Source organism: Kitasatospora sp. NPDC030952 (assembly GCF_055571335.1).
Map to the genome: position 1 here is coordinate 86103 of NZ_JBVIFM010000026.1, position 15568 is coordinate 101670.

Genomic DNA, 15568 nt, shown 5'->3' on the forward strand with positions numbered 1-15568 from the left:
GCGGTCGGGCCACCGAGGCCGCCGGCCCGGCAGTACGGTCGAGTGGCCTGGGCGTACCACGGCGAGGTGCGCTCGACGTTCGGCCCGACGCACACCGGTTCCGGCCAGGGCGCACGCGGGCGCCGCAGCGCCCACCGAACCGAAGCCAGGAGCGAAGACTTGTCCGACACCAACCCCCTGCCGCACCGACGACCGGTGCTCGACCGGGCGCTCCAGGAGTTCCTGGACGCCCAGGCCGGTCGGCCCGCGGCGGAACTGCCGGACCTCTCCCTCCTCACCCCTCAGGACGTGCCGGGGGCGGAACCGGCCGACGCCCCGGACGACCCCTACGGCACCACGGCGCAGTGGCTCGCCCTGCCCTGCGGCCCGGCCGGGCGGGTGCACGTCCGGGTGACCAGACCCGTCGGCGCCGTCGGGCCGAGCCCCGTGGTGCTGTTCCTGCCCGGCCTCGGCTGGTCGCTCGGCGACGCGGCCTGCTACGACCGGCTGGTCCGGGAGTTCGCCCTGGGCACCGACGCCGCCGTGGTGTACGTGGACTACGCCAGGGCGCCCGCGGCACGGTACCCGGTGGCCGTCGAGCAGTGCTACGCGGTGGTCCGGTGGATCCGCGCGCACGGCCACGAGATCGGACTGGAAGGGGGGCGAATGGCCGCCGTGGGCGACTCCGCGGGGGCCAACCTGGTGGCCGCCCTGACGCTGCTGACCCGGGAGCGCGGAGACGTACCGCTGGTGCACCAGGTGCTGCTGTGCCCGGTGACCGACGCGGACTTCGACACCCCCTCCTACCGCCGGTTCGCGACGGGGTACTTCCTGCACCGCGACCACATGCGCAGGTTCTGGGACGACTACCTGCCCGAGCCGCAGCGGCGGACGGAGGCGACCGCCGCGCCCCTGCGGGCCTCCCTGGAGCAGCTCGCCGGGCTACCCCCGGCGCTCGTCGTCACCGCCGAGGCCGACGTGCTGAGGGACGAGGGCGAGGCCTACGCGGCCAGGCTCCGCACCGCGGGGGTGCCGGTGGTGGCGATGCGCTACCAGGGCGCCGTGCACGGCTTCCTGCTGCTCGACGGGGTCTGCCCGACCGGCACCGCCCGGGCCGCGCTGATCCAGGCCGTCGACACGGTGCACGTCGCCCTGCACCGCCGTTCCTGGTGATCCCCTCCGGGGCCGTCCCGCCCGGAAGGGCTCCTCCCCCACTCACCCGACCGACACCGCCATGCCGGACCCCAGGGTCCGGCCGACAGCCGTCCGAGGAGTACTGATGTCCGTCGTTCTCGACACCGCGGCGGTACCGTCCGCCGATCGCGCCGAGTACTGGCACGAGGCCGTGTCCCACACCTTCATCCCGCTCGACGTGGTGCTGCGCGAGGACGTGCCCGCCCCCGCGACGATCACCAGCCACCAGGTGGGCGCCCTGCAGGTCTCCCTCGTCCAGGCGGGCCCGCAGCGGGTCGAGCGCAGCGCGGCGCTGATCGCCCGCGGCGGGGAGGACCACCTGACGCTGGCGCTCCAGCACCGCGGCACCGCCCGGTTGGTCCAGGACGGCCGCCAGGTGTCGCTGCGTCCGGGGACCTTCGCGATCTCCGACGCCGGCCGGCCGTTCGCCAAGGAACTGCCGGAGCCGTTCGTCTTCACGGCCTTCCACTGGCCGCGGTCGGCGGTGGGCGTCCGCGAGGAGGACCTGCGGGTGCTCACCGGGAGCGCCTTCGACGCCGGCAGCGGCACCGCCCGCCTGGTGGCCGCCTATCTGGAGTGCCTCTCCCGGTCGGCCGACCGGATGGAACCGCAGCTGGCGTCCTGGCTCGCCACCACGGCGCTCGACCTGCTCGCGGTGCTCGCGCACGAGCGCCGCGGTCGGTTCGTCCCGGAGGCTCCCGAGGTGGCCCTGGCCGTGCTGGCCCGGGTCAAGGACCACATCCTGCGTCACCTGGGGGACCGGGACCTCTCTCCGGAAGGGATCGCGGCCGCCCACCACGTGTCCGTGCGGTACCTGCACAAGCTCTTCCGCTACGAGGGGGTGACAGCGGCCCGCTGGATCCAGCGCCAGCGCCTCGACATGTGCCGCCGCGACCTCGCCCGCCCGGCAGCGGGCCGGGCGACCGTGGCGGCGGTCGCGGGCCGCTGGGGTTTCGTGAGCGCCAGTCACTTCAGCCGGGCGTTCCGGGCCGCGTACGGCGTCTCCCCGCGCGAGTGGCGGGCCGGTGCCGGGACGGGTTCGGCGCCGGACACCGCGCGGCTGCCGGTCACCGCCCCGTCCGGTTACGGCGTCGCGGTGTGACCCGGCCGTGGGCGCCGCCGAGCGCACGGCCGGCTGCCCCCACGACGGCGCGACCACGACGGCCGGCCACCGGTTCACCAGCCACCGTCACCCGTCACCGGTTCACCCGTCACCCGTCACCCGTCACCCGTCACCCGCTTCAACGGCCGGTGTGGATCTCCGCGAGGTAGCCGCCCGGGAACTGCACCATCGCGCTGTCCCGGCCACCCACCGAGACCGGCCCCCACGGCACCGACGCGCCGGCGGCCTTCGCCCGGGCCAGGGTGGCGCCGAGGTCGGACACGCCGTATCCGGTGAGCTCCTGGCCGAAGGGGTAGGGCAGGTGGCCGTCCGTGACGGTGACCGTCGTGGTGCCGAAGCCGGAGCTGAGACGCAGGAGCCGGTACGTCGTTCCGGGCAGGCCGATCGCGGCGCCGTCGGCCTTCCGGTCGTCGGAGACGACGCGGCCCCCGGTGAAGGAGAGGTAGCTCCGCAGGAACGCGCCGACCGCGTCCGGCGACAGGTAGAGCCGGTTGTCCGGCACGCTCGCCAGGTCGGGGTAGGACGGCGGGGTGGTGTGCACGTAGAGCTGGGCGCTGATGCCGCCGGGGAACTGGACGACGGCGTCCCGGCCGATCGGGTCGGCGAACGGGGCGACCGTCACGGCCGCGCCGTCGGCCCGGGCGGCCCGGACCGCCTGGTCGAGGTCGGTCACCAGCCAACCGGTGCGTTCGGTGCCGAAGGGGTACGGGACGGGGGTGGTGTAGTCGAACACCGACAGCGTGCCGACCGGTGACAGCACCAGCTCGGAGAGCGTTCGGCTGGACGTCGGGGTCACCTGGGTGGCGTTCGGCCCGACCGTGGTCCCCCCGAAGGTGGAGACCCAACTGGCCGCGAAGGCCTGCTCGGTGCCCGGCGCGACGTAGACGTGGGTGGTGTCGTACTGCGGGCCGACGGCGAACTGCCGGTGTGTGCCCGGCCGTTGCGCCGGGCTGCTCTGGGCCGCCGAGGCGGCGGGGATCGCGGTCAGTGCGGCGATCGCCGCCACCAGCGGGACCACGCGTCGGACGAAGTGTCGTTTCATCGGGTGACCTCCCGGTCGTCGCCGCGCCCGGCCCCCGCGGAGGGGCCGGGCGGGTGAGGGTCGTCGAATGAGGTGGGGTCAGGCCACCGGCGGGGCCCAGTGGGCGTCGGGTGCCGAGACCCGGTGGGCGGTCAGCGCGGTGGCCAGGAGCAGCAGTGCGGCCAGGGCCAGGGCGGTGACGTGCTGTCCGTGCAGGATCAGTGCCGCGCCCGCGAGGCCGCCGAGCAGCATCGCGAGTGCGGAGAGGATCCGGCGTCCCGGGCGGGGTGCGGTGCCGCCGGCCGCCGTGGAGTCGGCGGCGAGGCCGGTCAGGGTGAGGGTGAGGACGGTGGTGGTCAGGTCCGGCACGCCGAGCCGGCGGGCCACCGCGTTCTGCAGGCCCATCCCCAGGCCCAGGAGGACGATCAGGGCGTAGCGGCCGCTGCCGTCGGTGACGGCGTCGGTGACGGCAGCGGCGGCTGTGAGGACCGTCTGGATGCCGGTGGCCAGGGCCAGCAGGCGTCCTCGGTGGGCCGGTGTCCGGCTGCCGAGCCGTCCGCCGGCGAGTGCTCCGGTCAGGAAGGCGCCCAGTGAGACGAGCGAGGCCGTGGCGGACAGCCCCGGGGCGCCCGCGAGGGCGAACCCGAGGAAGACCACGTTGCCGGTCATGTTCGCCACGAAGACGTGGCCGAGGCCGAGGTAGCTCACGGCGTCGATCACGCCGGTGGCCACGGTCAGCAGGAGCAGCAGTGGCGGTAGCGGGCCGTGCCGGTCGGTGCGCGGCGGGGCGAGGGTCCGGAGGGCGTCAGTCAGTAGGGCGCGCACCGGCCGTCGCCTCCCCGGGTGCCGACGGGCGGTGCAGGACCGCGCGGGTGAGCAGTCCGCTGGCCGGGCCGAGCACGATGCACGCGATCGAGAGCCAGAGCGGCCAGGAGGTGAGGCCTACGGCGTGGTCGGCGGACCATCGGCCCGGGCCGGTGAGGGCGAGCGATCCCGTGACGACGATCAGGACGAGCGGGTACTCGTAGCCGTCGTTCTGCACCCAGAGCCCGTGCGGCAGTTTGACCGTCAGCGCCACCGTCATCACGCCCATGGCGACCATGGCCGCCAGTGGCGTGAGCGCGCCCAGGGCCAGGAACAGGCCCGAACCGATCTGGCCGGCGCCCGCGGCGAGGGCGGTGAGCGTCCCGCCGGCGAACCCGTCGTGCCGGAACTCCTCCGTCCCGCCCGTCAGGCCGTTGCCGCCCAGGCGGCGGCTCACCTTCTGTATCCCGTGGCCGGCGATGAGCAGGCCCACCACCACCCGGAGGATCAGCAGTCCGGTATCCATCATGTCCTGTTCCTGGTCCCTGTGTTCCCTGAGTCCCGTCAGCCCGCGGCGTGCTCGCCCATGACGGACTGCGCGTAGACGACTCCGAGGCCGTACGCGCCGGCGTGCTCCTTGACGATCTCCATGACGGCGCCGTAGGTCTCGGTGCGGGCCCAGTCGCGCTGGAGCTCCAGCAGCACCTGCACCCAGGTGACCGGCACCGCGCCGGCCTGCACCATCCGCTGGATGGCGTGCTCGTGGGCCTGCGGGGAAACGCCGCCGGAGGCGTCGGTGACGACGTAGACCTCGTAGCCCTGGTCGATCATGGACAGCACCGGCAGGACCAGGCAGACCTCGGTCCACAGGCCGGCTATGACGACCTTGCCGCGGCCGGTGGCCTTGACCGCCTCGACGACCGCCTCGTCCTCCCAGGCGTTCATGGAGGTGCGGTCGAGGATCTCGGCCTTGGGGAAGACCGCCGCGAGCTGCGGCAGCAGCGGGCCGGAGAAGGACTCGGCGGCGACGGTGGTCAGCACGGTGGGGACGTCGAAGGCCCGGGCGGCCTTGGCCAGGCCGACGGTGGCGTTGATGATCGCGGTGCGGTCGCCGCTGCCGGTGCCGAAGAACATCTGCGGCTGGTGGTCCACGAAGAGCACCACGGAGTTGTCCGGGGTGAGCAGGTCCGGGCTCGGGGTGGCACTGACCTGGGCGAAGTCGACCATGACGATGGTCCTTTCGGTTCTTTCGGTGGGTCCGTCACGCGGTGGTCCGCGGAGGAAATCTGGGGGGTGAGAGACGGAGGGGGTGAGAGAGGGAGGGGGGTGAGCGAGGGAGGGGCGGTGTCAGAGGAGGAAGCAGGGGTCGAACGGCTGGGCGCGATCCGTCGCGAGGCCGCGTTCGACGCGCCAGCGGCGGTGCAGCTCCGACTCGGCGACGACCTCGCCGAGCAGCTCGGCCTGACGGGCGCCCGCGCCGCCCCGGTCCCGGTGGGCCTGGTAGCCGCCGAAGTGGGCGACCGGGCTCCAGGCGGGGCTGACCGCCGGGAGCTCCTCGTCCATGCCCTCGTACTCGGCCACGGCGTGGACGATCCGGCCGCCGACGACCGTCAGCACGGACTCGATGTGCGGGATGTCCTGCTCGGGCACGGTGAAGTAGTCCTCGGACAGGACCGCCAGGTCGCCGTAACAGCCCGGCCGCAGCACGCCCTTGACGTCCTGCTCACCGGTGAGCGCCGCTCCCGCCGTGGTGTACATCGCGAGCGCGGTCTCCCGGTCCACCCGGTTCTGCGGCGGCCGGACCGCCAGGCCGCCGACCGTGCGGCCGGAGACCAGCCAGTGCAGGGCGACCCAGGGGTTGTACGAGGACACCCGGGTGGCGTCGGTGCCGGCCGCGACGGTCAGCCCGCGGTCCAGCATCGCGCGGATCGGCGGCGCCTCGGCGGCGGCGCCGAAGCCGTACCGGCGGGTGAACACCTCGCCCTGGAAGGAGAGCCGGTTCTGCACGGAGAGCGAGCCGCCGAGGGCCGCGATCCGGTCGAGACTGTCCCGTGAGACGGTCTCCGCGTGGTCGAAGAGCCACCGGTTCCCGGCGGGGAAGAGCCCGTCCGCGGCGAGCTTCTCGAACACCGCGAGATCGCGCCGGATCGTCTCGTCGTAGGTCGCGTGCAGCCTGAAGCCCCAGCCGTTCTCCATGAGGAGCCGCACGGCCTTCTCGAACTCGCCCTCGTAGCTGTCGAGTTCGGGCCGGGGTTCGGCGAAGTTCTCGAAGTCGGCGGCGGCCCAGGTGAGGTTCTCGCCGGCGCCGTTGAGGCGCAGCCACTCGTCGCCGTCCCCGGGGCGGACCGTCTCGATCCAGCGGGTGAGGTCGTCGAGCTCCTGGCCCGGGGTCTGCGGGAACAGGTGGTAGGCGATGCGCAGGGACAGCAGGCCGTCCCGGGCGAGTTCGGTCACCGTGGCGTAGTTCTCGGGGAAGTTCTGGAACCCGCCGGCGGCGTCGATCGCGGAGGTCAGGCCGAAGCGGTTCAGCTCGCGCAGGAAGTGCCGGGTGGACGTCCTGCGGTCCTCGGGCGCCAGGACCGGGGCCTTGGCGAGCGTGGAGTAGAGGACCAGCGCGCTGGGAGCCGCCAGCAGCATGCCGTTGGGCTCGCCGCCGCGGCCCCGGACGATCCGGCCGCCCTTCGGGTCGGGGGTGTCCCGGGTGTACCCGGCGGCCTTCAGCGCCGCGCGGTTGAGGATCGCGGACTGGTAGAGGTGCAGGACGAACACCGGGGTGTCCGGCGCGGCCTCGTTCAGTTCGGCGGGCGTCGGGAGCCGCCGCTCGGCGAACTGCTCCGCCGACCAGCCGCCGACGACCCGCACCCACTGCCCCTTGGGGGTGCGGGCGACCTGCTCCCGCAGCATCGCCAGGGCCTGGCGCAGCGAGGTCACGCCGTCCCAGCGCAGCTCCAGGACGTAGTTGAGACCGCCCCGGATCACGTGCAGGTGGGCGTCGTTGAGGCCGGGCACCACCCGTCGGCCGACGGCGTCGACCACGGTGGTGGACGGTCCGACGAGCGGGGCGATGTCCGCGTCGTCCCCGACGGCCGTGATCAGGCCGTCGCGGATGGCGAGGGCGCCGGCCTGGGGGCGGCGGGCGTCCCCGGTGTGGATCTTCGCGTTGCGGACGACGACGTCGGCGGCGTCCTCGACAGCGCGGGGGACCAGCCCGCCGACAGGCATTGCAGGCACCTCTCCAGCCTCCTGTGACACGTTCGGATCGCCGCACAGGGCCGGCGGCGACTGGGAGCGTCCGAGCAGGACCCGCCGGCTGACCGGAGATCGGCTTCGAACACGTGACAGAACGTTAGGACCGTCGCTCGCACCGGAGTTGGCCCACAGCGCACTGCCCCCGGTCCGTCAGCGCACTGCCGGGACGGCGCCGTCGTCGCCACCGGCCCGGGCCGGGGCGCGCAGGACGCGCAGGGCGCTCAGGCGCTCAGGGCGCTCGGTGGCAACAACCGGTGCACTTCGGAACAAGCCCGCTCCGGAGGCGCCCCTAGCGTGGGGATCACCCATCCACCGACAACCCGCACGGGAGCTCCGATGAGCCGGTCCGACCACCCCCGCACCACCGGCAGCAGCCAGCCGCTGCTGCACCAGAAGGGCAAGGAGATCCAGGAGTTCGGCACCGTCAGCCAACTGCCGCTCGGCCTGACCCGCGACGCGCGCCTCTACGCCTGCCAGCGGCTCAACCAGGTCCTCGCGGACACCCGGATCCTGTACTCCCTCTACAAGAAGCACCACTGGCTGGTGCGCGGCGCGACCTTCTACCAACTGCACCTGCTGCTGGACAAGCACGCGGACGAGCAACTGGCGCTGGTGGACGCGCTCGCCGAGCGGATCCAGGGCCTGGGCGGGGTCGCCGTCGGCGACCCGCGGCACGTCGCGGAGCTCACCTCGATCCCGCGCCCGCCGGACGGCGTCGAGGAGGTGCCGGCGATGCTGTCACGGCTGCTCTCGGCGCACGAGGGCATCCTCGTCGACGCCCGCGATGCCGCGGCCAGGGTGGCGGCGCTCGGCGACGACGGCACGAACGACCTGCTGGTGTCGCAGGTCGTCCGCACCGGCGAGGCGCAGGTGTGGTTCCTCGCGGAGCACCTGGTGGACACCCCGCTGGTGCGGCTGTGATCCACCGAGTCCACCCGCGTCCCGCCCCGCCGTGCTGAACGGAGTCGCCATGGCGTCGTCCGCGACGGTGGAACTGTCCCGCTGGCAGTTCGCCATCACCGCCGTCTTCCACATGACCTTTCCCGCCCTGACCGTGGGGCTGTCGATCCTGCTCGCCGTCGCGTACACGGCCTACCTGCGCACCCGGAACCCGCTCTACCTGCAGATGTTCCGCTTCTGGCGGAAGATCTTCGCGGTCGGTTTCGGTCTCGGCGTGGTGGCCGGCACGGTGATGACCTTCGAGTTCGGCCTGAACTGGGGCAGCTACGCCCATGCGGTGGGCCCGATCCTCGGCGTCACCATCGGGATGGAGGTGATCACGGCCTTCTTCCTGGAGGCGGGCTTCATCGGGATCATGCTCTACGGCGAGGGACGGGTGCGCCCGCGCACCATGGCCCTCGCCTCCTGGATGGTCGCCCTCGGCACGCTGCTGTCCACCACCTGGATCCTCTCCGCGAACAGCTGGATGCAGGACCCGGCCGGCTACACCGAGGTGGCCGGCCAGTTCCAGGCCCGGGACTGGCAACAGGTGCTGCTCAACCCGGCGTTCACCTACCGGTTCCCGCACATGCTGCTCGCGGTGCTGATCAGTGCCGCCTGGTTCGTCGGCGGCATCGCCGCCTGGTACCTGGTGCGGCGGCGCTCGCTCGCCTTCGCCCGCCGCACGCTCTCCCTCGCGCTCGGGGTGCTGGCCGTGCTGATGCCCGTCCAGCTGTACGCGGGCGACGAGACCGCGGCGTTCATGGGGCAGCACCAACCCGCCAAGCTGGAGGCCTTCGAGGGCAACTGGAAGACCGACAACGACGGCTACAACCTGCTCGTCGTCCCCGACACCGACCAGGGCCGGAACAGCCTGCGGATCGGGATCCCGCACCTGGGCGCGGTGATCGGCAAGGACCTGACCGGTCAGGCCCACGTGCCCGGTCTGCTCCAGACCCCGCCGGACCAGCGCCCGAACATGTGGAGCACCTTCTACGGGTTCCGCGCGATGTACTTCACCGCGCTCACGATGTTCGCGATGGCCTTCGCCGGTCTGGTGCTGCGCCTGCGCGGACGGCTGTTCACCGCCCGGCGGTTCCACCGGCTGATGGTGTGGATGACACCCGCCGGCCTGATCGCGATCACCGGCGGATGGATCACCGCGGAAACGGGACGGCAGCCCTGGGTGGTCTACGGCAAGATCCGCACCTCCGACGCCGTCTCCCACCTGTCCACCACCGAGGCGGCGCTCAGCCTGGCCGGCTTCGTCGCGGTCTACGCCGTGCTGGTCGCGGTCTGGGTCCGCTACATCGCGCGGGCCGTGAAGGCCGGGCCGGAGGCCGTCGAGGTGTCCGTGCCGTCCCCCGTCCCCCCGTCCCGGCCCGCGCCGGGCCGCCCGGCACGACCGGAGGCCGCCCATGGCTGAGTACGCTTCCTACGCACTGGTCCTCTTCGCGCTCGGCGCGTACGTCGTCCTGGACGGCTACGACCTCGGGATCGGGATCCTCGGCCTCTTCGACCGCGACGACCGGCGGCGCAAGGAGTACACCGAGCTGGTCGCGACGGCCTGGGACGCCAACGAGAGCTGGATCATCCTCGCCGCGGTCACCCTGTGGGCCGCGCTGCCCGGGGTCTACGCCACCGTGTTGCCCGGGCTCTACCTCCCGCTGATCGTGATGCTGCTGGGCTTCGTGCTGCGCGGGCTGGGGCTGGAGCTGCAGAGCGCCGCACCGGACTACCGGCGCGGCTGGGGGCGGCTGTTCGGCCTCTCCTCGCTGGTGGTGACGGTCTGCCAGGGGCTCGTGCTCGGCACCGTCCTCACCGGCCTGCCCCAGCACCACGGCGTCTACGACGGCGGTGCGCTGCGCTGGCTCAACCCCTACAGCGTGCTGTGCGCACTCGGCCTGACCGCGCTGTACCTGCTGGCCGGCGCCGCCTGGCTGCACGCCAAGACGGAGGGCGCCGTCCGCCGCCGGGCCGCCCGGCTCGGGCGCCCGCTGCTCGCGGCGACGGTCGCCGCCGCCCTGGTCCTGGGCTTCGGCCTGACGGTGGCCGACCCCCAGCAGTTCCACTTCGAACAGCCGCTGCGCGCCGCCCTGTTCGGCCTCGCGGTGGCCGCGGCCGCCGGCTGCGGCGCCGTCGCCTGGTACGGCTTCGGCCGGGCACCCGACGCCCGCCCGTTCATCGCGGTGCTCGGCGCCCAGGTGGCCGGACTCCTGGCCCTGGTGGCCGCGACCGTACCGGTCGTGGTGCCGCCCGCGCTGACCGTGCACGACGCCGCCAGCCCCACCGGTTCCCAGGTGTTCCTGCTGATCGGCGTCGGCGGCTGCATGCCGGTCGTGCTGGCCTACAACATCTACGCCTGGTGGGTGTTCCGCGGGAAGTACCGGGCGCCGTCACCGGCCGCGCTCGCCCTTCCCGTCGAACCCCGGCGGACCCCGGAGACGGCTTCGGCGGCCCACCGCGCGGCGCCGAGCACCGAGACGCCCCGCCCCGAGACGCCCCGCCCCGAAGCACCGAGCACCGAAGCACCGAGCACCGAAGCGCCGAGCACCGACGGCGCGCCGGAGGAGACCCTGCACACGCCGGAGGGGATCCTGCGCACGGTCGCCCGGCGGGGCGGGTTCACCGTGCTCGGTGTCGGCACGGCCGCGGTGGCGCAGGACGTGTTCGGGGGCAAGGGCGAATGGATCGCCCCGGTCGCCCTCGTCCTGTTCGGCCTCGTCTCGTTGACCGCCTGGCTGGTCGGCGACCGGCGGGCCGCCGCAGCGGGCGAGTTCGACCTCGATCCGGCGGTGCGGCGATGAGCGACACCGCCACGTTGCTGGCGCGGCTGGCCGACGACGAGGTGCGGCGGGAGCAGCAGCGGGCGCTGGACCGGCTGCGTGCCTGGGCGTACGCCCAGGCGCCGGCCTTCCGCCGCGCCGGCACCCTGCGCGGGCTCGCCGTCCTCGGCACCGTCGGGTGGGCGGCCGGGCTCGGCTGGGCGGCCCGACTGGCCCTGCGGGGCCAGCAGGCGGCGGTCACCCCGGTGTCGGTCCTGCCCGCCGCCTGCCTGGTCGGGGCCGGAATCGTCCTGCGGGCCCTGCTGCTCGCGGCGGGCGACCGGGCCGCGGACGACGCGGCCGCCGCCGTCCGGCACGAGCTGCGCACCCGGCTGCTGACCGCCGCCCTGCCCGCCTGGCGGCGGCCGACCCCCGCCACGGAGCCGCGGACCTCGGACGCCGCCTTCGTCCAGGCGCTCGACGAGGAGGTGGACCGGCTCACCGACTGGCTGACCGGCTACGTCCCGGCGCGCCGGACCACGCTGATCGCCGGCGGCATCGTGCTGGCGGCGATCGCCTCCGGCAGCTGGCTGGTCGCCCTGCTGCTGGTACTGGCGACCCCACTGCTGCCGGCCAATCTCAAGGTCATCGGCATGGGCACGCGCGCCGCCGTCCAGTCCCAGCTGACCGCCGCCCGGACGCTCAGCGCCCGGCTGCTGGACCAGTTGCGCGGGCTGCCGACACTGGTCGGCCTGGGCGCCGACGAGCAGGCCGCCCGCACCGTGGCGGCGGACGACCGCGAACTGGCCGACCGCACCCAGGCGGTACTGCGCGTGGCGTTCCTCTCCACCGCCTGGGTGGAACTGCTGGTCACCGGAACCCTCGCCGTGGTCGCCACCTACTGCGGCCTGGTGCTGCTCGACTACCTGCACGTGCCCGGCGTGCCCTCGACCATGGGACTGGGCACGGCGCTCTTCGTACTGACCCTCACTCCGGCCTACTTCGCGCCGGTACGGGAACTGGCGCGCGGCTACCACGCGCGGGCCGAGGCGTCCGCCGCCGCCGACCTCGTCAACGGCCTGCTGGAAGCGTCCGAAGCCGAACGGCCCGGTCCGGGCAGCCGGCCGCCCGGACCCGCCGACGCCCCGACCGGCGTGCGGCTGCGCGGAGTCGGCGTCACCTTCGCCGATCGCGACCGGCCCGCGCTCGACGACGTCACCCTGACCGCGCACCCGGGCCGGCTGGTGGCCGTCACCGGTGCCAGCGGCGCGGGAAAGTCGACGCTGCTCGCCGTCGCGGCCGGGCTGCTGGCAGCCGACTCCGGATCGAGTACCCATCAGGCCGACGGGACGACGCGATCCGCCGACCCCCGCGCCGTGTCCTGGATCGGACAGCCCTGCTACCTGCTGCCGGGCACGGTGCGGGACAACCTGCTGCTGGCCCGCCCGGACGCGGACGACGCCGCCCTCGCGGCGGCCTTCACCGCGCTCGACCTCGCCGGGCTGCTGGCGGCACTGCCCCACGGTCTGGACACGGTCGTCGGCGAGCGCGGCAGCGGGCTCTCCTCGGGCCAGATCCAGCAGTTGGTCTTCGTCCGCGCCCTGCTGCGGGCCGCGCCAGTGCTCTGTCTGGACGAACCGACGGCCCACCTCGATCCGGAGGCCGAACGGCGCGTCATGGCCGCCGTACGCACGCTGGCGCGTGACCGGACCGTCCTGCTCGCCACCCACAGCCCGGAACTGCTGCGGATCGCCGACGAGGTCATCCGCGTCGACCGGGGCCGCGTCCACGGAGCGACCGCATGAACCCTGTCACCCTGCTGTGGAGCTCGGCCGACCGCCGCGGCCGCCGCGACCTCCTGCTCGGGGCGCTGCTGGCCGCCTGCGCCGAAGTGGCCGCCGCCGGACTGCTCGGTCTGTCCGGTTGGTTCCTCACCTCCTGCGCCCTGGTCACGCTCCAGGCGAACACCACCTGGTCCTGGATGTACCCCTCGGGCACCGTCCGAGCGCTGGCCCTCGGCCGGACCGGGCTGCGCTACACCGAACGGCTCACCAGCCACCGCGCCCTGCTCGGCGCGACCGTCGCGCTCCGGACCCGGATGGTGCGCGCCGCCGCCGCGCTCCCGCCCCGGCAGCTGCGGGACCGGCGGGACGGGGCGCTGCTGGCCCGGCTCACCGACGACGTGGCCACCGTGGGCGCCCTGCCGGCCCGCTCCCTCGCTCCGCTGACCGGTCTCGGCGTGACGGCCCTGGCCGTGGTGGCGCTGATCTGCGTGGCCGATCCGACGGCCGGGGCCACGGAGGCGCTGCTGCTCGGACTGGCCCTCATCGTGGCCGTGCGCACCAACCGCCGGGCCCTCGCCCACCGCGCCGAGGCCGTCAGCGAACGGGCCGCCGCCCGATCCGCCCTGCTCAGCGCACGAGCGGCGCTCGCCGAACTGCACTGCCTGGACGTCGTGGACCTGGCCCGTGACCAGGTCGCCCAACGGGTGGAGCTCGCCCACCGCGCCGACGCCGCGTCACTCGCCACCCTGCGCGGCGGCCGACTGCTGCTCCGGCTGCTCGCCGCGGTCGGCCAGGTCGCCGTGCTGCTGCTCGCGCTCGCCGGCCGCTCGACGGTCCAGCCGGTCGCCGCGGCCATCGGCGAGACGCTGCTCGTCGCCGCCGGCTACGAACTCGTCGAGGCCCTGCCGCAGATCCTGCGCGACCACGGCTCGGCCGCGCACTCCGCGCTGCGGCTGACCGACCTGCTCGCGGGCGCCCGCGCACTGCCCTCCGGAACGGCCGCCGCCTCCCACCGGGACGCGCCGCTGACCGTACGCGAGCTCCCGCTGGGCCGGGGAGCGGCCCGGTGGTCGACCACCCTCCCACCGGGCAGCGCCACCCTGGTCACCGGGCCCAACGGGAGTGGCAAGAGCACCCTGCTCAACATGCTCGCCGGACGGATCGACAGCCCCTCCCCCGGTGTCGTACTCCTCGGCGGCTCCCCCGTGCACGCGCTCCCCGCGGCGGCGGTCGCCACCACCCTCACCCTCGTCGAAGCCGAGGACTGGCTGGCGGACAGCACCGTCGCCGACAACCTCCGCCAGGCCGCCCCCACCGCCGATGACGCCACACTTCGTACGGCGCTCGCCGTCGCGGCCCTGGCGGACCTCGAACTCGACACACCCACCGGGCCGTTGGGCAGCGCGCTGTCGCAAGGGCAGCGGCGCCGACTCGGCATCGCCCGTGCCGTGCTGCGCGACCCCGCGGTGCTCCTCCTCGACGAGCCCGTCGCCGGGCTCGACCGGCCCACGGCGGTGCGGCTGCTGAGCGGGATCCGCGCGGCGCTGCCGCGCTGTGCGCTCGTCATAGCCCTGCCGGACCAGCATCACGACCTGCTGCCGTTCCCGGTGGACACCGTGCTCGCGCTGGGCAGTTGAGGACCGGGCCGTTGAGGACCGAGCAGTTGAGGACCGGGCGGTTGAGGACCGAGCAGTTGAGGACCGGGCGGTTGAGGACTGGGCCGCTGAGGACCGGGCGGTACACCGGAATGACCGACGTCAAGACCAACCGGCCTTTCAGCCAGCGCTGTTCGGCCTGCACCACGAGGACGGTCAGCATGCCCTTCATCACGGTCGGCGAAGAGAACGCCGGCACCATCGACCTGTACTACGAGGACCACGGCTCCGGCCGGCCCGTGGTGCTCGTCCACGGCTGGCCGCTCAACGGGGCCTCCTGGGAGAAGCAGGAAGCCGCGCTGCTCGCCGCCGGCCACCGGGTGATCACCTATGACCGCCGCGGCTTCGGCGCCTCCGACAAGCCGGCGTCCGGCTACGACTACGACACCTTCGCGGCCGACCTGCACGCCGTGCTCAGCCGCCTCGACCTGTGGAACGTGATCCTGGTCGGCTTCTCCATGGGCACCGGGGAGGTCGTCCGCTACCTCGGCGGCTACGGGTCGGAACGGATCTCCGGGGCCGTGCTGCTGGGTGCGGTGCCACCGTTCCCGATCCGGACCGACGCCGACCCCGACGGCGTGGACGGCATCGTCCTCGGGGAGGTCCAGGGCGCCATCCGCGCCGACCGCCCCGCCTTCGTCGCGGGCTTCCTCGCCGACTTCTACGACGTGGACGTGCTCGGCGGCGAGCGGGTCAGCGACCAGGTGGTCCAGTACAGCTGGAACATCGGCGTCTCGGCTTCCGCCGGGGCGCCCCTGCACCGCGCCCCGGCCCGGCCCACCGACTTCCGCGCGGACCTGGCCCGGATCGACGTCCCCGTCCTGGTCGTCCACGGCGACGCCGACCGCACGCTGCCGCTGCGCTCGACCGCGGTCCCGCTCTCCCGGAGCATCGCGGGCGCCCGCCTGGTGGTGCTGAAGGGCGCCCCGCACGGCCTCATCTGGACGCACGCCGACGAGGTCAACCAGGAACTGCTCGCCTTCATCGCCGTCCGACGGCCCGAGCGCGAGGCACTTGATCACCATCTAGTTGAATGCTAAATTAAATCCCGGGCC

At 73.9% G+C, this 15568-nt stretch carries 13 protein-coding genes; 8 read left to right on the top strand and 5 right to left on the bottom strand.

The genetic code is table 11. From position 1 onward, the window contains the following. Positions 1–159: 159 nt before the first annotated feature. Both ACZ47G_RS33135 and ACZ47G_RS33140 read left to right on the top strand, forming a co-directional pair. Positions 160–1152: an alpha/beta hydrolase gene (locus ACZ47G_RS33135; protein ID WP_465749126.1), complete on the top strand. Its 993-nt coding sequence runs from the start codon at positions 160–162 to the stop codon at positions 1150–1152. Positions 1153–1258: 106 nt separating this feature from the next. After that, complete coding sequence (locus ACZ47G_RS33140) at positions 1259–2275, top strand: AraC-like ligand-binding domain-containing protein (RefSeq protein ID WP_465749128.1); 1017 nt, start codon at positions 1259–1261, stop codon at positions 2273–2275. Positions 2276–2414: 139 nt separating this feature from the next. On the opposite strand, the gene ACZ47G_RS33145 is transcribed toward ACZ47G_RS33140, so the two are convergent. From ACZ47G_RS33145 to ACZ47G_RS33165, 5 genes are all read right to left on the bottom strand, one after another. Then, entirely contained in the window at positions 2415–3338 is a 924-nt protein-coding gene (locus ACZ47G_RS33145) for a glyoxalase (protein WP_465749130.1), read from the bottom strand. A 78-nt stretch (positions 3339–3416) separates the two neighbouring features. Then, positions 3417–4142, bottom strand: coding sequence for a YoaK family protein (locus ACZ47G_RS33150; RefSeq protein WP_465749132.1), 726 nt, complete (start codon positions 4140–4142; stop codon positions 3417–3419). Beyond that, complete coding sequence (locus tag ACZ47G_RS33155) at positions 4123–4647, bottom strand: DoxX family protein (RefSeq protein ID WP_465749184.1); 525 nt, start codon at positions 4645–4647, stop codon at positions 4123–4125. The genes ACZ47G_RS33150 and ACZ47G_RS33155 overlap by 20 nt, the downstream gene beginning before the upstream one ends. A gap of 38 nt (positions 4648–4685) precedes the next feature. Next, on the bottom strand, positions 4686–5348 hold the full coding sequence (locus ACZ47G_RS33160; protein WP_465749134.1) for a hydrolase: 663 nt from the start codon (positions 5346–5348) through the stop codon (positions 4686–4688). Between the two features lie 120 nt (positions 5349–5468). Then, the gene (locus ACZ47G_RS33165; RefSeq protein WP_465749186.1) at positions 5469–7343 is read right to left on the bottom strand and encodes an amidohydrolase; all 1875 of its coding nucleotides are present in this window, start codon (positions 7341–7343) and stop codon (positions 5469–5471) included. 363 nt (positions 7344–7706) lie between these two features. Here ACZ47G_RS33165 and ACZ47G_RS33170 point away from each other — a divergent pair, with 363 nt between their 5' ends. The 6 genes from ACZ47G_RS33170 (at position 7707) to ACZ47G_RS33195 (ending at position 15553) form a co-directional block, all read left to right on the top strand. Continuing rightward, complete coding sequence (locus tag ACZ47G_RS33170; RefSeq protein ID WP_465749136.1) at positions 7707–8291, top strand: Dps family protein; 585 nt, start codon at positions 7707–7709, stop codon at positions 8289–8291. Between the two features lie 49 nt (positions 8292–8340). Further along, on the top strand, positions 8341–9735 hold the full coding sequence (locus tag ACZ47G_RS33175; RefSeq protein ID WP_465749138.1) for a cytochrome ubiquinol oxidase subunit I: 1395 nt from the start codon (positions 8341–8343) through the stop codon (positions 9733–9735). Further along, positions 9728–11116: a cytochrome d ubiquinol oxidase subunit II gene (locus ACZ47G_RS33180; protein WP_465749140.1), complete on the top strand. Its 1389-nt coding sequence runs from the start codon at positions 9728–9730 to the stop codon at positions 11114–11116. Before ACZ47G_RS33175 ends, ACZ47G_RS33180 begins: the two co-directional genes overlap by 8 nt. Further along, a complete protein-coding gene (locus ACZ47G_RS33185; RefSeq protein WP_465749142.1) occupies positions 11113–12879 on the top strand; it encodes an ATP-binding cassette domain-containing protein in 1767 nt (588 codons plus the stop codon). The genes ACZ47G_RS33180 and ACZ47G_RS33185 overlap by 4 nt, the downstream gene beginning before the upstream one ends. Continuing rightward, positions 12876–14495: an ATP-binding cassette domain-containing protein gene (locus tag ACZ47G_RS33190; protein WP_465749144.1), complete on the top strand. Its 1620-nt coding sequence runs from the start codon at positions 12876–12878 to the stop codon at positions 14493–14495. Before ACZ47G_RS33185 ends, ACZ47G_RS33190 begins: the two co-directional genes overlap by 4 nt. A gap of 179 nt (positions 14496–14674) precedes the next feature. Then, positions 14675–15553 carry an alpha/beta fold hydrolase gene (locus ACZ47G_RS33195; protein ID WP_465749146.1) on the top strand — a complete coding sequence of 293 codons (879 nt, stop codon included), beginning with the start codon at positions 14675–14677 and terminating at the stop codon, positions 15551–15553. Positions 15554–15568 lie beyond the last annotated feature (15 nt).